The organism is Kutzneria kofuensis (genome assembly GCF_014203355.1).
GTDB lineage: Bacteria > Actinomycetota > Actinomycetes > Mycobacteriales > Pseudonocardiaceae > Kutzneria > Kutzneria kofuensis.
Window position 1 is genome coordinate 1,033,269 of the sequence record NZ_JACHIR010000001.1, and the last position, 20,245, is coordinate 1,053,513.

Annotated in this window: 24 protein-coding genes; 14 read left to right on the forward strand and 10 right to left on the reverse strand. The window is 69.6% G+C overall.

Annotation, left to right across the window (positions count from 1 at the left end; translation table 11 throughout):
* The first annotated feature begins 14 nt into the window (after nt 1-14).
* The 3 genes from BJ998_RS04690 (at nt 15) to BJ998_RS04700 (ending at nt 1,726) form a co-directional block, all read left to right on the forward strand.
* The gene (locus BJ998_RS04690) at nt 15-305 is read left to right on the forward strand and encodes a hypothetical protein (protein ID WP_184858803.1); all 291 of its coding nucleotides are present in this window, start codon (nt 15-17) and stop codon (nt 303-305) included.
* 241 nt (nt 306-546) lie between these two features.
* A complete protein-coding gene (locus BJ998_RS04695; RefSeq protein ID WP_184858805.1) occupies nt 547-1,170 on the forward strand; it encodes a hypothetical protein in 624 nt (207 codons plus the stop codon).
* Between the two features lie 145 nt (nt 1,171-1,315).
* Complete coding sequence (locus tag BJ998_RS04700; RefSeq protein WP_184858807.1) at nt 1,316-1,726, forward strand: glyoxalase superfamily protein; 411 nt, start codon at nt 1,316-1,318, stop codon at nt 1,724-1,726.
* Here BJ998_RS04700 and BJ998_RS04705 read toward each other — a convergent pair whose 3' ends face one another.
* Together BJ998_RS04705 and BJ998_RS04710 are read right to left on the reverse strand one after the other, a co-directional pair.
* Entirely contained in the window at nt 1,727-2,890 is a 1,164-nt protein-coding gene (locus BJ998_RS04705) for a serine hydrolase domain-containing protein (protein WP_184858809.1), read from the reverse strand.
* Entirely contained in the window at nt 2,887-4,314 is a 1,428-nt protein-coding gene (locus tag BJ998_RS04710) for an alpha/beta fold hydrolase (RefSeq protein ID WP_184858811.1), read from the reverse strand. The genes BJ998_RS04705 and BJ998_RS04710 overlap by 4 nt, the downstream gene beginning before the upstream one ends.
* Before the next feature lie 221 nt (nt 4,315-4,535).
* On the opposite strand from BJ998_RS04710, the gene BJ998_RS04715 reads away from it, so the two are divergent.
* Nucleotides 4,536-4,865 (forward strand): MazG nucleotide pyrophosphohydrolase domain-containing protein, encoded by a 330-nt coding sequence (locus BJ998_RS04715; protein ID WP_184858812.1) that lies wholly within the window; start codon nt 4,536-4,538, stop codon nt 4,863-4,865.
* 524 nt (nt 4,866-5,389) lie between these two features.
* On the opposite strand, the gene BJ998_RS04720 is transcribed toward BJ998_RS04715, so the two are convergent.
* Complete coding sequence (locus BJ998_RS04720) at nt 5,390-5,950, reverse strand: CGNR zinc finger domain-containing protein (RefSeq protein ID WP_184858814.1); 561 nt, start codon at nt 5,948-5,950, stop codon at nt 5,390-5,392.
* Between the two features lie 156 nt (nt 5,951-6,106).
* Nucleotides 6,107-7,948 carry a pectate lyase-like domain-containing protein gene (locus tag BJ998_RS04725; protein WP_184858816.1) on the reverse strand — a complete coding sequence of 614 codons (1,842 nt, stop codon included), beginning with the start codon at nt 7,946-7,948 and terminating at the stop codon, nt 6,107-6,109.
* 283 nt (nt 7,949-8,231) lie between these two features.
* On the opposite strand from BJ998_RS04725, the gene BJ998_RS04730 reads away from it, so the two are divergent.
* Nucleotides 8,232-8,942: an alpha/beta fold hydrolase gene (locus tag BJ998_RS04730; protein WP_312889927.1), complete on the forward strand. Its 711-nt coding sequence runs from the start codon at nt 8,232-8,234 to the stop codon at nt 8,940-8,942.
* Here the strand turns inward: BJ998_RS04730 and BJ998_RS04735 are convergent.
* Both BJ998_RS04735 and BJ998_RS04740 read right to left on the reverse strand, forming a co-directional pair.
* Nucleotides 8,921-9,247: a nuclear transport factor 2 family protein gene (locus BJ998_RS04735; protein ID WP_246488520.1), complete on the reverse strand. Its 327-nt coding sequence runs from the start codon at nt 9,245-9,247 to the stop codon at nt 8,921-8,923. The genes BJ998_RS04730 and BJ998_RS04735 overlap by 22 nt on opposite strands.
* A gap of 22 nt (nt 9,248-9,269) precedes the next feature.
* Nucleotides 9,270-9,980 carry an SDR family NAD(P)-dependent oxidoreductase gene (locus BJ998_RS04740; protein ID WP_184858822.1) on the reverse strand — a complete coding sequence of 237 codons (711 nt, stop codon included), beginning with the start codon at nt 9,978-9,980 and terminating at the stop codon, nt 9,270-9,272.
* Between the two features lie 260 nt (nt 9,981-10,240).
* Between BJ998_RS04740 and BJ998_RS04745 the strand changes: the two genes are divergently transcribed.
* From BJ998_RS04745 to BJ998_RS04760, 4 genes are all read left to right on the forward strand, one after another.
* Nucleotides 10,241-11,332 (forward strand): IS701 family transposase, encoded by a 1,092-nt coding sequence (locus tag BJ998_RS04745; protein ID WP_184860234.1) that lies wholly within the window; start codon nt 10,241-10,243, stop codon nt 11,330-11,332.
* 259 nt (nt 11,333-11,591) lie between these two features.
* Nucleotides 11,592-12,068 carry a nuclear transport factor 2 family protein gene (locus BJ998_RS04750; RefSeq protein ID WP_184858824.1) on the forward strand — a complete coding sequence of 159 codons (477 nt, stop codon included), beginning with the start codon at nt 11,592-11,594 and terminating at the stop codon, nt 12,066-12,068.
* Nucleotides 12,065-12,583, forward strand: coding sequence for a mycothiol transferase (locus BJ998_RS04755; RefSeq protein ID WP_184858826.1), 519 nt, complete (start codon nt 12,065-12,067; stop codon nt 12,581-12,583). The genes BJ998_RS04750 and BJ998_RS04755 overlap by 4 nt, the downstream gene beginning before the upstream one ends.
* Complete coding sequence (locus tag BJ998_RS04760) at nt 12,583-12,879, forward strand: DUF1905 domain-containing protein (protein WP_184868430.1); 297 nt, start codon at nt 12,583-12,585, stop codon at nt 12,877-12,879. Before BJ998_RS04755 ends, BJ998_RS04760 begins: the two co-directional genes overlap by 1 nt.
* Here BJ998_RS04760 and BJ998_RS04765 read toward each other — a convergent pair.
* A complete protein-coding gene (locus tag BJ998_RS04765; protein ID WP_184858828.1) occupies nt 12,876-13,763 on the reverse strand; it encodes an NmrA family NAD(P)-binding protein in 888 nt (295 codons plus the stop codon). The two genes, BJ998_RS04760 and BJ998_RS04765, sit on opposite strands and share 4 nt — an antisense overlap.
* 70 nt (nt 13,764-13,833) lie before the next feature.
* Here BJ998_RS04765 and BJ998_RS04770 point away from each other — a divergent pair, with 70 nt between their 5' ends.
* On the forward strand, nt 13,834-14,673 hold the full coding sequence (locus BJ998_RS04770; RefSeq protein ID WP_184858830.1) for a LysR family transcriptional regulator: 840 nt from the start codon (nt 13,834-13,836) through the stop codon (nt 14,671-14,673).
* A gap of 79 nt (nt 14,674-14,752) precedes the next feature.
* On the opposite strand, the gene BJ998_RS04775 is transcribed toward BJ998_RS04770, so the two are convergent.
* A complete protein-coding gene (locus BJ998_RS04775) occupies nt 14,753-15,118 on the reverse strand; it encodes a YciI family protein (RefSeq protein ID WP_184858831.1) in 366 nt (121 codons plus the stop codon).
* Between the two features lie 222 nt (nt 15,119-15,340).
* Between BJ998_RS04775 and BJ998_RS49015 the strand changes: the two genes are divergently transcribed.
* On the forward strand, nt 15,341-15,754 hold the full coding sequence (locus tag BJ998_RS49015; protein WP_184858833.1) for a nuclear transport factor 2 family protein: 414 nt from the start codon (nt 15,341-15,343) through the stop codon (nt 15,752-15,754).
* Here the strand turns inward: BJ998_RS49015 and BJ998_RS04785 are convergent.
* Entirely contained in the window at nt 15,729-16,424 is a 696-nt protein-coding gene (locus BJ998_RS04785) for an alpha/beta fold hydrolase (RefSeq protein WP_184858835.1), read from the reverse strand. The two genes, BJ998_RS49015 and BJ998_RS04785, sit on opposite strands and share 26 nt — an antisense overlap.
* Nucleotides 16,425-16,483: 59 nt before the next feature.
* Here BJ998_RS04785 and BJ998_RS04790 point away from each other — a divergent pair, with 59 nt between their 5' ends.
* On the forward strand, nt 16,484-17,428 hold the full coding sequence (locus BJ998_RS04790; protein WP_184858837.1) for a helix-turn-helix transcriptional regulator: 945 nt from the start codon (nt 16,484-16,486) through the stop codon (nt 17,426-17,428).
* 108 nt (nt 17,429-17,536) lie between these two features.
* On the forward strand, nt 17,537-18,388 hold the full coding sequence (locus tag BJ998_RS04795; RefSeq protein ID WP_184858839.1) for an LLM class flavin-dependent oxidoreductase: 852 nt from the start codon (nt 17,537-17,539) through the stop codon (nt 18,386-18,388).
* Nucleotides 18,389-18,406: 18 nt separating this feature from the next.
* Here the strand turns inward: BJ998_RS04795 and BJ998_RS04800 are convergent, their stop codons facing one another.
* On the reverse strand, nt 18,407-19,102 hold the full coding sequence (locus tag BJ998_RS04800; RefSeq protein ID WP_184858841.1) for a class I SAM-dependent methyltransferase: 696 nt from the start codon (nt 19,100-19,102) through the stop codon (nt 18,407-18,409).
* Nucleotides 19,103-19,159: 57 nt separating this feature from the next.
* On the opposite strand from BJ998_RS04800, the gene BJ998_RS04805 reads away from it, so the two are divergent.
* A complete protein-coding gene (locus BJ998_RS04805; RefSeq protein WP_221337874.1) occupies nt 19,160-20,203 on the forward strand; it encodes a Gfo/Idh/MocA family protein in 1,044 nt (347 codons plus the stop codon).
* The last annotated feature ends 42 nt before the right edge of the window (nt 20,204-20,245 follow it).

Below are 20,245 nucleotides of genomic sequence, written 5' to 3' on the forward strand. Positions count from 1 at the left end.
CATGGTGTCGCTGGTTGTTCATCGTGTTCTTCGTGCGGGCGTTGAACGACCCGGCGTTGAGCGAGGCGTTCCGCGGCGACGACACCGACGAGCTCGCCGCCTTCTTCACAGGGTTGGACCGGCAGTCCCAGGCCGACGGGACGTCGCCGCCGTGGCCGCATCCCGAGCGGGAGGTGGCGACCCTGATGGCCGTATCAGCAGCCACGAATGTGCGGTTCGGGCGTACTCCATCGGGATTCACCCGATTGCTTTCCATTCGAACCACTCGATTGCATCACTCCGGACGGCCGGATTGGCATTTATAGTGATAGCGGTCGAATATCGGTGAGACCGCAGATTTCGATATGTGGCGCAACGGACGCCCAGCGGCTGCCATAGCCGGGTTGTGGTCGACGCCCGGCATGTCTCGACCAAAAACCAGAAGGAGGACCAAGCGTGCGCGCTACAAGGGCCCTGAAGTCGTGGAGATCCGCCATCGTGACAGTGCTGAGTCTCAGTGCGCTCGCACTGACGACAGCACCTGCCATGGCATCGGGAGACCGGTATGTGAATCTGCACCAGTGCGTGTACAGCAGTGGCACCTACCTCTACACCAACGTGCTGTCCACCACACCCAACACGCCCTTCAACACCGGGACGAACGTCTCGGACACGCGTGACACCGCGGCACAGTGCGGTTCCGCGTCCTCCGGCTGGTCGCTCAACACGGCGAACGTAGCCGTGCAATCCCTGGACCGGGTACGTGGCCGATATCTGAATCTGCACCAGTGCGTGTACAGCAGTGGCACCTACCTCTACACCAACGTGCTGTCCACCACACCCAACACGCCCTTCAACACGGGGACGAACATCTCTCACACACCCGACTCCGCGGTGAAATGCGGTGCCGCGTCCGCTGGTTGGACGCTTAATTCGGCGAACACGGCCGTCCAATCCCTGGATCTGGCCGCCGGGCGGTACCTGAATCTGCATCAGTGCGTGTACAGCAGTGGTAGCTACCTCTACACGAACGTGCTGTCCACCACACCCAACACGCCCTTCAACACCGGGACGAACGTCTCGGACACGCGTGACCCGGTGGCACGGTGCGGTCCCGGGTCCGCCGGCTGGACCCTTAATTCGGCGAATGTGGCCGTGCAATCCCTGGATCTAGCCCCAGGCGCGCCCTGACGAACGAGAGCACACTCCGAAGGGCCGTCGACGGCGTTTGTCGGCAACCCCTTTGTCATCCCCCGCGTCACCGAACGGGCCGCACCTGCCGGGCGCGGCCCGTTCCGGCGCTTCGGCACGGCTACGGTGTGGCAGGGTGGGCGGCGTGGAGCTGAAGCTGGAGCTGGTGTTGCTGCCGGTCACCGACGTGGACCGGGCGAAGGCGTTCTATGCCGACAAGTGCGGCTTCCACGTGCACGTGGACCACCGGGCGGGCGAGAACTTCCGGGTGGTGCAGATGGATCCGCCCGGCTCGGCCTGCTCGATCGCGTTCGGTGTCGGCATCACCGACGCGGCGCCGGGGTCGATCAAGGGTCTGCACCTGGTCGTGACCGACATCGTGGCGGTCCGGGACGAGCTGGCGGCCAAGGGGCTGGAGGTCAGCGAAGTCCGGCACATGAAGGACGGGTGGCAGCCGGGCGTGGACCCCGACCACACCGACTACAACTCCTTCGCGGACTTCGCCGACCCCGACGGCAACACCTGGGTGCTGCAGGAGAAGGGCTACCAGGCGTAGCTACTCGTCCAGCGCCGCGTAGACCCCGTTCCAGAAGTCCAGGTACAGCGGCGAGCTCAGCGGGAACGCCGCCCGCTGCGTCATGAGCACGGCCGTCAGCTCCTCGGCCGGGTCGTTGTGCCACGAGGTGCCGAGCCCGCCGTCCCAGCCGTACCGGCCGGGCGTGGCCCACAGCTGGTCCCGCTTGGTCACGACCTGCACGCCGAAGCCCCAACCACGGTGCTCGCCGAAGAAGCCGGGCCAGAAGCCGTCGTTGGCGTGCTGCTCGGGCGTCAGCTGGTCGGTGGTCATCAGCCGCACGGACGGCCGCGACAGGATCCGCTCCCGGCCGTGCTTTCCGTCGCCCAGCAACATGGTGGCGAAGGCCAGGTAGTCGTCGGCGGTGGAGACCAGCCCGCCGCCGCCCGCCTCGAACGCGGGCGGCTTGCTCCACTGGCCGTCCACGGCGTCGAAGACCTGGCCGTCCGAATAGCTGACGGTGAGCCGGCCGAGGTTCTCGGCCGGCACGTGGAAGCCGGTGTCGATCATGCCGAGCGGCTCGAACAGGTGCTCCCGCATGGCCTCGCCGAGCGTCTTGCCGGTGGCCCGGGCCAGCAGCACGCCCAGGATCTCCGCGCCGACGTGGTACATCCACCGCTCGCCCGGCTGGCTGAGCAGCGGCAGCGTGCCGAACCGGCGCATCCACTCGTCCGGCTCGGGCGGGCCGGCCGGCTGCGGCGGGCCGTCGCCGAGCCCGAGCTGCAACTCCGCCGCCGCGACCTGCACGGGATAGGTGCCGGGCGGCGCGTAGATACCGCCCCAGCCCAGCCGGAACGTCAGCAGGTCCCGCAGGGTGATGGCCCGGTTGGCCGGCACGGTGTCGTCGATCGGGGCGTCGATCGACGTGAGCACGCGGCGGTCGGCCAGCTCCGGCAGCAGCTCGTCGACGGGCTCGTCCAGCCGCAGCCGGCCCTGCTCGACCAGCACCATGGCCAGCGCGGCGGTGATCGGCTTGGTCATGGAGCTGATCCGGAAGATGGTGTCCCGCCGCACGTCCCCGATCACGTCGACGTGTGTCTCGCCGCGCCGGTGGATCACGCTGACCAGGCCGGGGCAGGCGCCGTCCTCGACGTGCCGGCGCAGTGTGTCGTGCAGGCGGGTCAAGCCCGTGCTGGACAGGCTCATCGGGTGAACTCGCCGATCCAGCGTCCGTCCCGCTCCTCGACGGAGACGGCGGAGACGCCGTCGACCGCGAAGCCGTCCATCTGGCTTCGGGTCAGCAGCCATGGCGGCCCGTCCGCGATCGTGCCCTCCTCGCGTGACATCTGGACCACGAACAGCGTGCCGCCGGGCGCGAGCAGGCTGCCGACGGCGGCGCCGGCCTCGGCCCGGACCGACTCGGGCAGAGCCTGCACGGTGAAGATCTCGACGATGAAGTCGAAGGCCCGCAACCATTCCTTCGGCAGGTCGAACAGGTCGGCCACGCGGAAGTCGATGCCGGCGTGCCGCTCGCGGGCCACCTCGATGGCCGTCTCGGAGACGTCGAAACCGGTGGTGGCGAAGCCCTTGCCGGCCAGGAACGCGGCGTCCGCGCCGAGACCGCAGCCGACGACCAGGCCGCGCCTGCCCTCGCCGGAGCGGCCCTCCAGGTACTCGACGAGCATCGGGTGCGGATGCTGCCGGTTCCACGGCATCTCGATCTCGCCGCGCGTGCCCTCGCCGTAGAGACGATCGAACCAGGAGGTGGGCTGACCGTTGGCAATTGCTTGCGCGGCAAGGCGATCGGCGCGGAGGTCCCAGTCCGTCGTGGCCATCTCGGCGATGGCCGCGATCACCTCGTCCCAGGCCCGGGGCGGCATCTCGTGCCCGACCTGCGACAGCGTCCGGAGTTCCGCGCCGGGGATCGCGTCGGCGAGCGCTTTGCCGTGCTCGATCGGGAACAGCGGGTCCTCGTCGCCGTGCAGGACGAGCGTCGGCGCGGTGATCTCACCCAGCCGGTCGGCCCACCGGTCGATGCGCTTGGTCGCGTGGGCGTTGGTGGCGGCCTCGATGTTCTTGGCACGGGCGTGTTCCCGGGCGATGAGCTCGCGCGTGCCGGCTTCGTCGAACGGCACGGACCGCGCGGCGTAGGCCCGCCACGCCGCCACCGCTCGCTCGATCGGATCGGCCGGCTGCTCCGCCGCGAAGTGCGCCCGCAGGGCCTCCGTCGGGCCCGGCAGGTCGTCCGTGCCGGGGCTCGTGGCCAGCAGCGTCAACGAGGCGACCCGGTCGGCGTGGGTGATGCCGATCAGCTGGGCGATCGCGCCGCCCATCGAGATGCCGACCAGGTGCGCCCGCCGCACCCCGAAGTGATCCAGCAGCGCGACGGCGTCGTCGGCCAGGTCGAGCAGCGTGTAGTCCGGCTCACCCACCGGGTAGGTCGTCGACTGGCCGGTGTCCCGCATGTCGTAGCGGATGACGAAGCCAGCGGCCTCGGCCAGCCGCTCGCAGAACTCCGGCTGCCAGAAGTCCTTCGAGCTGCCGGAACCGGACAACAGCAGCACCGCCGGCCGGCCCGGCTCGCCAAAGGTGTCGGCGTCGATCTCGACGCCGTTGACGTTCACGATCATGGTGATCCCCCTTCGTGGCGACCCTATCGCGTGACCCGCGCCACCACATGTCGAACACGTGTTCGAGTTGGTGCTACACTGACGTCGAGGCGGTGATCTGTGAGGGGAAGTCACAGGTCACCGCCTCCCTCATGGGCGAGTCGCGCTCGGAGTGTCTTCTGGGGCCCGGCCCCCAGACCCCCACGCCGCGCCTCCGCCCCGGACTCCGCCAGAATGCGCCGGTGGACATCACTACCGGCAACCTGCGCGACCTGGCCCGCGTGATCGTGGAACACCTGCACACCAACGGTTTCCCGGCCGAGGGCGGTGCGAACCGGCAGGTGCTGGCGCTGGCCGAGGAGTGCGGCGAGTTCGTCGGCGCCTACCGCCGCTGGTCCGGCCAGGCCCGCCGCGGCGGCACCGCCGAGGAGATGCACGCCGAACTGGCCGACGTGGTGATCACGGCCTTCGCCACGGCCGAGGAACTCGGCATCGACCTGGACAAGGTCATCACCGAGAAGGCCAACGTGGTCCTCACCCGCGGCTGGCGCGAGCAGGCGTCGCCTCGGTGACGCCCCACGGCGTGTCGGGGCACCCCCGTCCAGCTCGACGCCGACATGTTCGGCACGGCCCCGCGGGCTATCCGGAACTGAATTTCGACATTTTCGTCACAGCGGGGGCGCACGAAAAAGTTGAATACGCGACGATCAGAAGAGGGAGGGTGACTCACCCCCAGCGGGTCACCCTCCCCCGGCTCGTTTCACCGCAGGGAAACGCTTTTCTGCGATTCGCGAGCCAGTGTAGCCCAGCGCCGAGTCACCGACCACCATCATTCGTCGCACCACTCGCTTCCTGGGACGATGCCAGACCCCGCACCCGACCGGCGCGGCACGACGATTCCACGGCCGCCTTTTGTCGTCACCGGCAATTCGGCAGCTCGAAGCCCATTTCCCGACCGGGTCATCGGGCGCGCCGCAACCATGCGCGACGCGGCACAACACAGGCGTTTTCGTCACACTGGTAAAAAAGGAACGAAGCGTGTCTTACCGCGGCCACCCGGTTCGCGGCGTCGATGAGGGAACCTCCGGAGATCCGGTCACGCGAGCTTGGCGCGTGCCCGGTGGGCCCGCAGGTTCTCCACGTTGCCGCAGACCTTGGTGGCGTGCCAGACGCCGCTGTTGTTCCGGGACCGGTCGAAGAACGCGACCTGGCAGCGGGGATTGCGGCACACCTTGAGCCGCCGCCAGGTGTCGGCCTGCTGCGCGGTCAGCATCTCGATCAGCACCACCGACGACACCAGCCGCGCGCCGGTCCCCCGCGGCTCGACGACCACCCGGCCGTCCTCGTCCAGCCGCAGTGTCGCCGACGACAACTCGCGCGCCGGCTCCGCGCCGGTCACCACGCCCCTGATCTCGTCGCGCAGTGCCCTGACCTGGTCGAGGTCGCGTTCCGTCAGCGTCACCTCGGGCCGCTGCCGGCCCGTCTCCGCCGCCCACGCCGCCAGGGCCCCGTCCAGCCACCCCTGCGCGTCGCCCAGCTCCGCCAGCAGATCCGCCTCGCGCGGCTTGCCCGCCGGAATCGTGTTCAGCAGATCGTGCACGAACCCGAGACCTGCCGGGGCGACGTCCATCTCGTAGCGCCCGTTCGCCGGCCACATGACGACCACCCTCCCACGACGAAATACCCGTCAAGCATACAGTTATTTCGCCGGGCGTTTCGGCGCCACGACGCGGCATCGGTGAGGCCGGGAACGACACGACCGCGCGGGAGAGGACCTCTCCCGCGCGGTCGGCTTTCTCGCGTCAGTGTCGGTTCACGGGTAGTCGGTCACGAAGACCGGCTGGCCGACCTTGGTGGTGTCGGCGGGGCCGCCGACGCCGTTGACGACGTGGTCGATGGTGCCGGCGCTGAGGTTGACGGTCATGATGTGGTGCAGCTTCACCCCCGGCTGGTTCGGGACCTCGAAGCCGTTGGCGGTGTGGATGGTCGGGTTGTTCTGGTTGAACACGTAGACACCGCCGCCGTAGAGGTGGTGGGTCTTCACGTTGTCGCCAACCCTGTAGCCGCCGTAGCCCGGCACGCTGCCGTGCATCCAGTCGGCCTGCGTGGGCGGGTCGTACGGGAGCTCGTTCTGGTACATGATCGTCGTGCCGTCGTTGCCGTTCCAGACGGTGTTGTACGTCTGGAAGTGCTCGACGAACATGCCGGTGGCCGTGACGTGGTCACCGTTGATCACGGCCCCGAGCCGGCCGATGTTGGTGTTCCACCGCTCGGTGTCGGTCAGGTTCTCCACGCCGTGGTCGGCCCGCCACACCCAGGTGTTGTCGATGATCACGTTGTCGCTGTTGACCTGCAGCGCGGTGTCGGCGCTGCCGACGTGCGGACCGCCGACCCGGAAGTACACATCGGACAGTGTCGTGGGGTCGTCGGCGGAGCTGAAGCCGAAGCCGTGCTGCAGGCCGACCCGCAGCAGCACCGGGGACTTCTGGGCGCCGGCGTCGAAGGTCACGCCGGCGACGATCACGCCGGGCACGCCGGCGATGTCCAGCGGAATCGCGCCGCGGTCGGCGGTGAGCGTGGCGTGGCCGAGCCCGAGCACGACGGTGTCGGGCCGGAACACGTGGATGCTCTGGGCGACGTCGTACACGCCGGGCGTGAGCAGAAGGTTCTTGCCCAGCGCCAGTTCCGCGTTGATCAGCCACACCGGGTCGGAGGGCTTGGCGACGAAGAAGTCGGACAGCGGGACGGTCCGCCCGGGCGTCAGACCGTTGGCCCAGGTGACGCCCTTGCTGTTGTGCTGCACGGACGGCACCCGCACGTTGTACTTGCCGTGCGAGTCGACGAAGAGGTACGACTTCTCCCGGCTGGCCGGGGTGGTGTCGAGCGTGGTGTACGGCGGGTTGGGGAATCCGGTCTCGGCCGGCGCGCCGACCACACCGGAGAAGACCTGGTTCCACACGCCGTTGGACCAGCCGGCGATCTCGCTGTTGCGGATCAGCCACTGCTGCTGCGAGCCGTTGGTCACCGACGGCAGCTTGGAGTCGGCGATGAAGCCGCCGCTGGCGTACTGCGGGCCGGCGGTGCAGTAGTCCATCAGCGACAGCCCGCCGCCGGTGACGTCGACCCGCCGCACGGACGCCGCCTGCGACACCGCCCAGAAGTTGGCGGTGGCGCGGCAGCCGTCCTGGCCGGTGGCGTTGATGTTGAGCGAAAGATTGGCCACGGTGCGCCAGAAGTTCACCAGCGCCAGGCAGTTGCTGGTGCCGCCGCCCTCGAGGCACCGGTTGTACGTCTCGATCTTGCCGTTGATCACGACGTCGGTCGGGGACGCGCCGAGGCCGGCGATCTCGGTGTAGTAGCCGACCTTGATCTGCAGCGGTTGGGTAGCGGTGCCGTAGGTCCCCGGCTTGAACAGGAAGGCGTAGCGCTGCGTGCCCATCTCGTTGTCGACCTGCGTGGCGTTGGCCGCGTCCAGCGCCGCCTGGATCTGGCTCACCGGCATCGAGGGATCGAACACGGTCACGTTCGGCCCCAGGTCCGGCGCGCCGCCGGGGTGGAACTGCGGCGCGGGGGCCGCCGTCGCGACGGCGGGCAGGGCCGCCACCAGCGCGATGCCGAGCACGAGCGCCCGGCCGAGTCTTCGGGCCATGGTCATGGATGCGTCCTGTCGTCTCGGGGTCCGACTGAGGTTGGGAACGGGCCGTTCCTCCACTCCGAGTAGAGGAATGGTCCGTTCCCAAACTCGAACGGGTCGATGAGAGCGCTCTCTTGCGACCCGGACGGGTCCGGCTTTTGGTGTTGTGATGGGAGGTTGGCTAGTTCTACCCCGTCGATCGGCCCGGCGCTACGGTCGCCGCGGTTTCCGGTCCGGAACGCCCCTCTGCGGCGTTCGAGTGACTACGCACCGCGACGGCGTGATCACGGCTAGGCTTGACCGGGTGCTCGTTGTCGACCTGCCGACCGTGCGAGTCGGGGACGTGACCATCGCCTACCGCGAGACCGGAACCCCGGACGGGCCCCCGGTGGTGCTGCTGCACGCGATGGCCAGCAGCGGCGGAACCTGGCGCCGCCTGGCGGCATGCCTACCGGACCGTCGGGTCATCCTGCCGGATCTGCGCGGCCACGGCCGGAGTTCCCGCGCGGCCGACTACACGCTGGCGGGATTTCGGGACGACATGGTCGGCCTGCTCGACGAACTGGGCCTGGATCGGGTCGACCTGGTCGGCCACTCGCTCGGCGGCCGCATCGCGTCGATGATCGCGCTGGACAGCCCGGCCCGGGTGCGGCGGCTGGTCCTGGAGGACACTCCCCCGCCACCCCACGAGCCCGGCCCGCCGCCGACCAGGTCGCTGGCCGAACTGGTCACGTGGCGCGCCTTCGACCGGTCGATGGTCCGGCCGGTGATCACGCAGTTGCGCACGCCCGACCCGTACTGGTGGTCGCGGCTGCCGGCGGTCGCGGCGCCGACACTGCTCGTCCACGGCGGCCCCACCAGCCACGTCCGACTGGACCACCTCACCGAGATGACGCGCCGGCTGCCGAACGGCCGGTTGGTCGCCATCGCGGCCGGGCATCGCGTGCACAGCAGATGCCCGGCCCAGTTCCGCGACCTCGTCGTGCCGTTCCTTCAGAGCCGCGACACCTGGTAGTGCCGAATCTTCTCCCCCTCGACCACGACACCGAGCTGCACACTCAAGGTCGGTCGATCGGTGAAGGCGAAGTCGACGCGCAGGTATCCGAGTACCAGGTTCTCGCCGAGCCGGCGCGTCTGGAGGATTTCGTACTCGGCGGTCATGCCGAGCGGTTGGGAACCGTAGTACTCGGCGACTCCCTTGGGCCCGACCGTGTACGGGTGCAGGCCCTGGAAAATGGCGTCCTCGGTGAAGTTCTCGGCCACGCGCTCCGGTTCGTGCGCGTCCACCGCGTTCTTCCACCGGCCCAGGACCGTCGTCAAAACCTTCTCTTCGGCATTCATCTCAGTGCCCCGCGCTCTGGCCGCCGTCGACGTGCAGGATCTCGCCGGTGACGAACCGGTTGTTCTCCAGGTACAGAATGGCGTCGACCACCTCGTCGATCTCGCCCAGCCTACCGATCGGGTGCAGACCGGCGAGGAACTCGTGCGTTTCCGGCGCGTGCATCGGCGTGCGGATGATGCCCAGCGAGACGGCGTTGACCCGGATGTCGCGCGCCGCGTACTCGATGGCCAGGGCCTTCGTCACGGCGTTCAGGCCGCCCTTGGTCAGCGACGCCAGCGCCGAGGGAACCTGCGCGAGGGCATGGTCGACCAGCGTGGTCGACACCGTCACCACGTGTCCGCCGCCCTGCTCCACCATCGCCGCCACCGCCCCGCGGGAAACGTCGAAGAATCCGCGCAGGTTGATGCCGGTGACCGCGTCGTAGTCCTCGTCGGTGTACTCGGTGAACGGCTTGGCCACGAATATGCCGGCGTTGTTCACCAGCGTGTCGATCCGACCGAACCGGGCCAGCGCCTGCTCGACGACCTCGCCGCCAGAACCCGGCCGGGAGAGGTCGGCCTGGATCGCGAACACCTCGGGGTCGTCGGATTCCCCGATGCTCCGGGAAACGGCGACGACCCGGTAGCCGAGCTTCCGATAGGCCGTGACCAGAGCAGCTCCGATACCCTGGGACGCGCCGGTGACAATCGCGACCTTCTGTGCTGTGGTCATTGTTCTGCTCGCTCTCCCTGTCGTTCCACCACCTGACGAGTTCGATGTTGCTCCAACAAGAGAGCGGTTACCACGACCGCTTTTCTAGGCTGTGCTAGTACTACAGCCGCACGGTGTGATACTTGTCGGCGTGTCGTGTTCACGGAGACCGCCGATGCGTGATCGACTTGGGTGTGCCGGACATGGAGCAGGACCTCACGGCCCTACCGGAGACGAACGCGGACGATCGCCTGGCGCGGTGGCGGGCAGGGTTCGAGGACATGTTCGCGCTGGTCGCAGGCCGGTTCGCACAGGCAGACTCACGCCACCGGGCCAGGATGTACCTGCTGGGCTTGCTGTCGGGCGCCGAGCGCAAGAACTCCTGGACGATCGCCGAGCAGGCCGGTGACCTGGCCCCTGACGGCATGCAGCGCCTGCTGAACTTCTACCGCTGGGACGCCGACGCGGTCCGAGACGACCTGCGGGACTACGTGCTGGACCAGATCACTGATCCCACCGGGGTCGTGGTCGCCGACGAGACCGGATTCCTCAAGAAAGGCACCAAATCCGCCGGTGTCCAACGGCAGTACTCCGGCACCGCCGGTCGGATCGAGAACTGCCAACTCGGCGTGTTCTTGACCTACGTGTCGGCCCGGGGGCGGGCGTTGATCGACCGCGAGCTCTACCTGCCCGCGTCCTGGACCGACGACCGCGAGCGCTGCGCGGAGGCCGGGATCGACGAGGATGTGGAGTTCGCGACCAAGCCCGTGCTGGCCCAACACATGCTGGCTCGCCTGCTGGAGGCGGGAAGGGACATCGACTGGTTCACCGCGGACGAGGCATACGGCGACAATCCCGGCCTGCGAACCTGGCTAGAAGACAACGACATCGACTACGTCATGGCCGTTTCCTGCGATCAGCGCTTCACCACCCCGAAAGGCGCTGTGCGGGCGGATGCGTTGGCTCGCAGCGCACCGCGCAAGGGCTGGCAACGCCTGTCGGCCGGTGAGGGCAGCAAGGGGCGCCGGCTGTATGACTGGCTGCTGCTGGACCCGGGCGCGGACGAGCACCTTCTCGTGGTGCGCCGGTCGATCAGCAAGCCGGACGAGTTGGCGTACTACATCTGCCACACCCGCCGTCCCGTGCCGTTGGCAGAACTTGTCCGGGTCGCCGGCAGTCGTTGGGGTGTCGAGGAAACCTTCCAGTTCGCCAAGAACGAGACCGGCTTGGACCACTACCAGGTCCGCAAGTATCAGGCGTGGTACCGACATGTCACGCTGTCGATGCTGGCCGCCGCGTTCCTGGCCGTGACCGCGTCCGCTGAACGCGACCGCGACGCAAAGGGGGCGTCACAGCCGGCCACGAGTGTTTGATCCCGTTGTCGTGCAACGAGATCAGACGTTTGTGGGCCATCCTGACGCGACCGACGCACCCCCGAGCGCACACTGATCGATGGTCGGACTGGCGGCGACTTCATCAGACCCACGCCCGGCGATGCCACTACCAGCGGCAACACCGCAAACATCACAGCCTGCGGCTGTAGTACTAGGCAGAGCCTCCCAACCCACTCACATCCCGCCAACTTCGCGCTCCGGGAAGCCGGGAATGCCCGGTCGCGACGATGATGGACACATGTCCGACGATCACGTGGCGATCCAGAACCTGGTCGCCCGGTACGCGCTCCTCGTCGACACCGGCGACTTCGCCGGCGTCGGTGACCTGCTCGCCGACGCCACCTTCATCGGCGCCAACGGCGACTTCACCGGCCGTGCGGAGATCGCGGCGATGCTCGACGACACCGTCATCCGCTACGAGGACGGCACGCCGCGCACCCAGCACGCCACCAGCAACCTGGCCGTCGAGGTCGGCGGCGACACGGCCATAGCCCGCTCGTACGTGACGATTTTCCAGGCGCTGCCGGACTTCCCGCTGCAGTGCATCGCCGCCGGCCGCTACCGGGACACCTTCGCCCGCCGGAACGGCGACTGGCGGTTCGTCGAGCGACGGGTGACCATCCACCTGGTCGGCGACGTCAGCCGGCACCTGAAGACCGCCCTGGCGGGTTCCGGAAGCGGATCGTCCGGAACTGGTCCTACCGTGTCGCCATGACCGAGGAAGTCCTCACCGAGCCGCCGGTCGCCGGCGACGAGCTCACCACGCTGCTCGGCACCCTGGAACGCAACCGCAAGGTGCTGGCGTGGAAGTGTGCCGACCTGGACGCCGCCGCGATGGCGACGACGATCGGCAGGTCGGCGATCACTCTCGGCGGGCTGCTGCGCCACCTGACCCGCTGCGAGGCGTCGTCCTTCGTGTGGAAGCTCAACGGCGGCCCCGGTTTCACGCGGGCGGAGTGGGACTCCGACTGGGAGTGGTCCGCCGACAGCGACGTCGAGCAGACGTGGCGGGACTGGCGCGCGGCCGTCGAGCGATCACGGCGGCTGGTCGCCGAGGCGATGGCCGACGGCGGCCTCGACCGGGCCAAGGGGCACGAGTCCCCCGGCTGGGGCACGCCCAGCCTGCGCCGGATCCTGACCGACATGATCGAGGAGTACGCCCGGCACACCGGGCACGCCGACCTGATCCGCGAGGCGATCGACGGCCGCGTCGGGGAGGACGCCCCGTGATGGAGTTCAGCTTCAGCGGCGAGATCTGGTACTGGCGCGGGCCGTCGCCGTTCTACTTCGTCACCATGCCCGAGGACCAGTGCCGCGAGCTGCACGAGGTGTCCGCGGCGGTCAGCTACGGCTGGGGCTGCGTGCCGGTGACCGTCACCCTCGGCGACACCACGTGGCGGACGTCCATGTTCCCCAAGGACGGCCGCTACATCGTGCCGCTGAAGGCGAAGGTGCGCCGGGCCGAGGACGTCGACGAGGGCATGGTCGTCGATCTCCAGCTGGAGGTCGACGCCGTGCCGGCCTAGCGCGCGTCCACCGCCGGCTTGAGCACCTCGGCGCACCACTGCCGGAAACTGGTGGGGCTGCTGGATTCGGGGGTGCGCGGCTCGGCGTTGTCCAGGCCCTGGCTCTTGGCCATCGTCATGTCGTAGAAGGCCTGGACCATCGCCTCGGACGCGCCGGAGGCCCGCAGGCCGGCCAGGAAGGCGTCCGGCGGGGTGTGCTCGAAGCGGACGGGCCGGCCGAGCACCTCGGACATGATCGCCACCTTGTCGTTGCCGGACAGGTCTTCCGGGCCGAGCACGGCGACACTGCCCCGGCCCGTCCAGGTGTCGTCGAGCAGCAGCCGGGACGCCGCGGCGGCGATGTCCGCGGTGGCGCAGGTCGGTTCCTTGTGGTCGGCGGCGAGCGGCTCGCGGTACACACCGTCGTCGGCGATGCTGTCGACCTGGCGGAGGACGTTGTCCATGAACGACGGCAGCGCCAGCGACCGGAGATGCACGCCGGTGCTGGCGATGAGGTCGTCCATCGCCAGCGACGCCGTGACGAGGCCGGCCTTGTCGGCATAGGGCGTGCCGCGGCCGAGGGCCGACACGTCGACCACGCGCCGAACGCCTTGGCTGACGATCGCTTCGCAGGCGGGACGGGTGAAGTCGAGGTAGGCGGCGTCGAGGTTCTCCATGCGCCAGTTCGGCGGCGCGAGCCAGAACACCGCGTCGGCGCCGGCGAAGGCCGTGGTGACGACGTCGAGGTCGCCGTGCGTGCCGGGCACGACTTCGACGCGTTCGCGCACGTCGTCGGCGAGTCGGGCGGGGTCGCGCACGATCACGCGGACCTTGGCGTCGCGGTCGAGGAGGTTCCGGACGAGCTTGCTGCCGATGGAACCGGTCGGTGTGGTCACAACGATCATGTCGGCAAGTCAACTGCGCTTGCCGGTTAAACGGAATGACCAATCCGGTTCCGATTGATACCGTGGTGGTATGAGTGATCTGGAGGTGCGGCAGCTCCGGTACTTCGTCGCCGTCGCCGAGGAGCTGCACTTCGGGCGGGCGGCCGAGCGGCTCGGCATGGCGCAGCCGCCGCTGTCCCGCGCCATCCGCGAGCTGGAGCGGCAGCTGGGCGTGCAGCTGCTGGTGCGGACCACCCGACAGGTCGCGCTCACCCCGGCCGGCGAGGTGCTGCTGCGCGACGGCCGCGCCGCGCTCGACGCCGTCGCCGCGGCCGGGCGGCGGGCCCAGCACGCCGGCACCCCGGAGCCGGGGCTGCGGCTGACGCTCAAGGCCGACTACGACGCCGGGCTGCTGCCGCAGATCTTGGCTCTGTACGAGCAGGATCCGGCCGCGATCCCGGTGTCGGTGCACCTCGGCGGCCGTAACGACCAAGCGCCCGCGTTGCGGCAGGGCCGGGCCGACGTCGCCCTGTTCCCGGCCCCGTTCGACGACCGGGACCTCGACTTCGAGCCGCTGCGGACCGAGCCGTGTGTCGTCGCCCTGGCGGCGACGGATCCGTTGGCGGCACGGGAAACGCTGTGCCTCGCCGACCTGGCCGGGCGCCCCGGGCCGGGCGACGTCGACGCCCGCCGGCAGCTGGATCTCGCGCAGATCTTCAGCCTGGTCGAGCTGGGCAAGATCGTCTGGTTCCCGCCGCTGTCGGTCTCGCGGCGGCATGCCCGGCCCGGCATCGTCTACCGGCCGGTCCGCGACCTCGACCCGGTCACGATCACCGTGGCCTGGCCGCGCGAAGCCCGCTCGCCGGCCGTCGCCGCGTTCGTGCGCGCCGCAACGACCGTGGCAAGTCTTGAGGTGGCACACGCGGGCTAGGCACCCGCGCCTGGGAGGAACTGGCCGTCGCCGCGCCGTGAGCTGCGGGCCGGCCGGCGACCGGCCGGCCCACTGACGGTCAGCCCTGCTGGAAGTCCTCGAACTCGACGACCTGCCGCACCTCGACCTCGATCTCGGTGAACAGCGCCGCGTACTCCTGCGCGTAGGCCACGGCCTGCTCGCGGTTGTCGGCGTTGATCAGCGCGAAACCGCCGATGACCTCCTTGGCCTCGGTGAACGGGCCGTCGGTCGCCGTGGTGTCGCCGCTGCGGCTCTTGCGGACCAGCGCGCCCTTCTCGGACGGGTGCACACCCTCGGCGGTGATGAGGATGCCTCGCTCCGTCCAGTCCTGGATCTTCGCGCCCATCTGCTCGATGAACTCCGGGCTGGGGTTCCATGCCTCGGGCAGGCTCTCGTCCATCCGGTGCATCATGAGGAACCGCATGTCGTGCTCCCTGTCGTCAGGTGGCCGGTCGTTCCCGGCCGCTCACATCCGCGTCGAACGGCCCCGCGCCCGATCGACACGTTTCCGCCAAGCACATTCGGACGGGTCCGCCCACCCCCGAGATCCCAGCAGACGACGCCCCGAAAGCCCACATTTCGGACCGCCGCGAGCCCGCGTCAACACGAAGCGGTACCATTCGGCTACCGAGCGTCAGGGGAGATCGTGACTACGACTGATCATGACCGGATCGCCCGCCGGTTCTACGAGCTGCTCGCGGCCAAGGACATCGACGCGTGGATCGAGCTCTGGCACGACGAGGGGCGGATCATCGTGCCCTACCCGCCGGAGGGCTTCGACTCCAGCATCGACGGCCGGGAGCAGATCCTGGCCGCGTTCAAGGGCCTGTTCGCCAACTACGAGTCGTTCCGGTCGACACTGACCGCCGTCTACCCGGCGGCGGACTCCGACGCGGTGTGCGTGGAGTACACCAACCACGCGGTGGTGGCCGGCGGGGTCGAGTACACCAACACCAACATCGCGGTGTTCCGGTTCCGTGACGGCCTGATCATCGCCTACCACGACTACTTCGACCCGCGCCGGTTCCAGGTGGTCATCGACGCGCTGCCGACCGGCTGACCTCGTCGAGCAGCCGGGCGAGCTCCCGGGGCCGGGTGACCATGGGCCAGTGCCCGGAGTCGATGTCCACGTACTCCAGGTGCTCGGCCGCGGCCAGCTCGGCGACCTCGCCGCCGTCGATCCACTTCCTGGCGTCGTCGGGGCTGAACTCCGGGCACACGAGCGTCACCGGCACGTCGAAGCGGCGGTCGTCGCCGTAGCGGACCACGCCGGTGGCCACGCCCTCCGGGACGGGGATCGCGGCGGCGGCCATGCGCTGCCTGGTCTCCTCGTCGAGGTCGACGACGTCCGGCCCCTCGAACGGACCCCAGCCGGGGAAGGGCATCGCGCCGTCGCGGATCTCGAAGAAGCTGGCGTACGGCTGCCCGGCGGAGCTCGGGAAACCGCCGATGAGCACGACCCGGTTCAGCCGCTCCGGCCGCGCGTCGGCGGCGAGCCAGGCCAGCGTGCAGGCGGCGGAATGCCCCACCAGCACGGGATTCTCGGCATCGTCCACAGCGGACAGCACGGCCGCGAGCTGGTCGTCGAGGGTGGCGGCGGTGTTGCCGTCGCCCTGGCCGGGCAGGGGGATGGGCACGGCTCGGTGGCCGAGCGGCTCCAGCGCGGACACGACGTCGTCCCAGACGGTCGACCCGTCCAGCCACAGGCCGGCGGCGAGCAGAATTTCCATGCGCCGCACCCTAGGAGCAATTCCGGACGTTCCGCTTCCGGTTCACCTAGCCTGCTGACGTGACGACCGAACTCAGCCCCACCGCGCGGGCGCTGCGGACCCTGGAGATCCTGCAGAACCGGCCCGGCACCACCGCCGACGAACTCGCCGCGCGGCTCGGCGTGACCGAACGCGCCGCCCGTCGCTACGTCGGCATCCTGCGCGAGGCCGGCATCCCCGTCGAGTCGGTCCGCGGCCCGCACGGCGGCTACCGCCTCGGGCGCGGGATGAAGCTGCCGCCGATCGTCTTCACCCAGGCGGAGGCGTTGGTGCTGGTCATGGCCGTGCTCGACGGACAGCCGCCCGGCGACGACCTCCTCGGCGGGGCGCTGGGCAAGGTCATCCGGGCGTTGCCCGACAGCGTCGGCCGGCAGGCCGCCGCGCTGCGTGACCATGCCTCCGCCGCGCCGGACCGGGGCCGCGCTCGGCCGGATCCCGCCACCACCAGCGCGCTCGTCGCCGCCGTCGCGGCGAGCCGGCGGGTGGTGATCACGTACCGCAGCGAGGTCGGCAACGAGTGGTGCACCGAGGTGGACCCGTGGGCGGTGGTCGTCCGGCACGGGCGCTGGTACCTGCTGTGCCATTCCCATCGGGCCGACGCCGTGCGCACGTATCGGATCGACCGCGTCCTGGCCCTGGAGCAGACCCCGCACGCGTTCGAGCCGCCCGAGGGCCTCGATCCCGTCGCCTCGTTGGAGGAGAACCTCGGCGCCGGCTGGCAGTTCCCGACTCGCGTCGTCTTCGACCTGCCGCCGGAGAAGGTCGCGCCGTGGATCGGCGGGCCGATGGGACGGCTGGAGCCGCTGGGCGACGGCTGCGTGCTCATCGGCAGCACCAACAACCCGACCATGTACGCCCAGGAGTGGCTGGCGAACGTGTCCATCCCGTTCCGCGTCGAGGGCGGGCCGGAGCTGCGCGCCGCCATGGCGACGCTCGTCGCACGGTTGGCCACCTCTCTCCGATGACGTCCGCACAGGCCGCGGAAGGCGGCGATCCCGAGTACTGTTACCCTGTCAAAACAGTCACTAATATTTACCATTGAGCTCTCAACTTTTGCTGAGGAGCATGGCGCGATGAAGATCGGCATCGGACTCCCGAACCAGGTGCGCGACGTCGACCCGACGGTGATTCCGACCTGGGCGGCGCGCGCGGAGCGGGCGGGCTTCTCGTCGGTGGGCACGATCGGCAGGATCGCCTACCCGGGCGTGATCGACACCGTGGCGCTGGCCGCGGCGGCCGGCGCGACCAGCACGATCGGCCTGATCAGCAACATCATGGTGGCCACGGTGTGGCCCGGGACGCTGCTGGCCAAGGAGCTCGCCGGCATCGACGGAGTTTCGGGCGGCCGGCTCACGGTCGGCATCGGCGTCGGCGGCCGACCGGACGACTTCGTCGTCGACGGCCTCGGCCCGAAGGGCCTCGGCAAGCGCATCGACAAGGACCTGGAGGCCTACCGCGCGCTGTGGACGGGACAGCCGGTCGGCGGCGGGGACAACCCCGGCGTGCCGGCCGGCACCCGCGAAGTGCCCATGCTGCTCGGCGGCACGGCGCCGGTCTCGTTCACCCGGATGGCCAAGTGGGGCCGGGGTTACATCGCCGGCGGGGTGCCGGCCGCGTATGCCGCCGGCTTGTTCGACCAGGCCCGCGCCGCGTGGCGGGAAGCCGGCCGGGAGGGTGACCCGCGCCTGGTCGCGATCGGCTACTTCGCGCTCGGCGATCCCGACAGGGGCCGCACGAACCTGCGCGACTACTACGCCTTCGCGGACGACTACGCCGAGCAGGTCGCGACCGGCATGAGCGACAGCGCCGAGGCGCTGCGGGCGGTCGTCGCCTCGTTCTCCGACCTCGGCACCGACGAGTTCATCTTCAACCCGGGCACCGACGACCTCGACGAGATCGAGCGCCTCGCGGAAATCGTGCTGTGACAACGAAGGCCGGGGGCACTACGCCTCCGGCCTTCTCCGGAACAGCGCCGTCCACAGGAACGGCGCGCCGAAGTGCGGGGAGTCGGCGGGCTGTTCCCGCATCAGCCGGAGCTCGACCTCGTCGAGATCGGCGAAGATCCAGCGCAGCGACTCGGGTGTGTAGCCGATGCCGCCGTCCAACACCGGGGTTCGGTAGAAGTCGTCGTCGGGACGGCTGGAGCCCTCGTCGGTGGTGAAGCACGTGAGGGCGAAATGGCCACCGGGGGCCAGCGCGCGGTCGAGCAGCGCCAGGTAGCTGATCCGCCGGTGCGGCGGCAGGTGGTGGAAACAGCCGGAGTCGTAGATCAGGTCGTACGGGCCGTTCGCGGCAAACGCGTCACCGCAACGGAAATCCACCGCCACCCCGGCCTCGCGCGCCCGGTCCCTCGCCCAGGCGATGGCCGTGGACGACAGGTCGACGGCGTCCACGTCGAAGCCTTTCGCGGCGAGGTGGACGGCGTTGCGGCCCGGCCCGCAGCCGACGTCCAGGGCCCTACCGGGACTGATGAGCCCGCGGTCCAGGTACGACACCAGGTTTTCGTCGGGCTTGGCGGCGAAGAACGGCACCGGCCGCGACCGGTCCGCGTAGAAGCGGTCCCACCAGGCGGCGTCGGTGCTGAACATGCCGTCCAGCAGGCGCAGAACGTCCTCGACGGCACGAATGTGGCGATCCACGAAAAGCTCCCTCCCCCGGGCCTTGATCCTACCGTTTCCGCTGGTTGGATGGGGTCCGTGAGTGGATTCGCGATTGTGGGGACCGGCTGGCGGGCGGAGTTCTTCTGGCGGCTGGCGGCGGAGCTGGACGACCTGGACTGCGTCGGCGTGGTGTCCCGGAGCAAGAAGGACCTGCCGGTGCCGGTGTTCGGTTCGCTGGACGAGTGCCTGGCCCGGCGGCCCGACTTCGTGGTGACGGCGACGCCGTGGGCGGTGACGCCGTCGCTGGTCACGGAGCTGGCCGAGCGCGGGGTGCCGGTGCTGGCCGAGACACCGCCGGCGCCGGACCTGGCCGGGCTCCGGGCGTTGTGGGCTGCGGTCGGGGCCACCGGCAAGGTGCAGGTGGCGGAGCAGTACACCAGGATGCCCGCCCACGCGGCGCGGGTTGCGTTGGTGCGTAAGGGCGTGCTGGGCGAGCCGACTCGGGTGGACGTGTCCTCGACGCACCAGTACCACGCCGTGTCGTTGATCAGGACGTTGCTGGGCGTCGGCCGTGGTCGGGCCGATGTGCGGGCCGTGCGGACCATCGCCCGCCTGACCGATCCGCTGACGCGCGACGGCTGGGCCGACCCCGCCGAGGTCAAGGACGCCGCGACCGTGATCGCCACCGTCGAGTTCGACGGCGGCGGCCTCGGGCTGTACGACTTCACCGACAACCAGTGGCACAACCAGTTGCTGATGCGCCGGATTCTCGTCCGCGGCACCCTCGGCGAGTTGCGGGACAACGACGTTGTCCGGTTGGCCGCCCCGAAGACCATTGTGCGCACCGAGATCGTGCGCCGTCAGACCGGCTACGACCTCGACCTCGACGGCTTCGACACCGATCACATCACCTTCGGCGACGAGGTCCTGTACCGCAACCCGTACCAGGGAAAGCGGTGGAACGACGAGGAGATCGCCATCGCGACCCTGCTGCGGGACATGGGGAAATGGGTCCGAGGCGAAGGACCGGAGCCGTATCCGCTGGCCGACGGCATCCAGGACCACCGGATCGCCCTGGCCATCGAGGAGGCGGCGAACAGCGGGCTCACCGTCCGCGTGGACGACGAGCCCTGGCACTAAAGGCGTTTGAGATCGGGCACCGACGCTGTGATGCCGTGGTCA

Coding starts and splice junctions, on each gene's coding strand:
- BJ998_RS04705 (WP_184858809.1), bottom strand. CDS start 2,890: ATGAGCCTGTCCAGCACGGGCTTGACCCGCCTGCACGACACACTGCGC.
- BJ998_RS04710 (WP_184858811.1), bottom strand. CDS start 4,314: ATGATCGTGAACGTCAACGGCGTCGAGATCGACGCCGACACCTTTGGC.
- BJ998_RS04720 (WP_184858814.1), bottom strand. CDS start 5,950: ATGTGGCCGGCGAACGGGCGCTACGAGATGGACGTCGCCCCGGCAGGT.
- BJ998_RS04725 (WP_184858816.1), bottom strand. CDS start 7,948: ATGACCATGGCCCGAAGACTCGGCCGGGCGCTCGTGCTCGGCATCGCG.
- BJ998_RS04740 (WP_184858822.1), bottom strand. CDS start 9,980: ATGACCACAGCACAGAAGGTCGCGATTGTCACCGGCGCGTCCCAGGGT.
- BJ998_RS04745 (WP_184860234.1), top strand. CDS start 10,241: ATGTTCGCGCTGGTCGCAGGCCGGTTCGCACAGGCAGACTCACGCCAC.
- BJ998_RS04750 (WP_184858824.1), top strand. CDS start 11,592: ATGTCCGACGATCACGTGGCGATCCAGAACCTGGTCGCCCGGTACGCG.
- BJ998_RS04755 (WP_184858826.1), top strand. CDS start 12,065: ATGACCGAGGAAGTCCTCACCGAGCCGCCGGTCGCCGGCGACGAGCTC.
- BJ998_RS04760 (WP_184868430.1), top strand. CDS start 12,583: ATGGAGTTCAGCTTCAGCGGCGAGATCTGGTACTGGCGCGGGCCGTCG.
- BJ998_RS04765 (WP_184858828.1), bottom strand. CDS start 13,763: ATGATCGTTGTGACCACACCGACCGGTTCCATCGGCAGCAAGCTCGTC.
- BJ998_RS04770 (WP_184858830.1), top strand. CDS start 13,834: ATGAGTGATCTGGAGGTGCGGCAGCTCCGGTACTTCGTCGCCGTCGCC.
- BJ998_RS04775 (WP_184858831.1), bottom strand. CDS start 15,118: ATGCGGTTCCTCATGATGCACCGGATGGACGAGAGCCTGCCCGAGGCA.
- BJ998_RS04785 (WP_184858835.1), bottom strand. CDS start 16,424: ATGGAAATTCTGCTCGCCGCCGGCCTGTGGCTGGACGGGTCGACCGTC.
- BJ998_RS04795 (WP_184858839.1), top strand. CDS start 17,537: ATGAAGATCGGCATCGGACTCCCGAACCAGGTGCGCGACGTCGACCCG.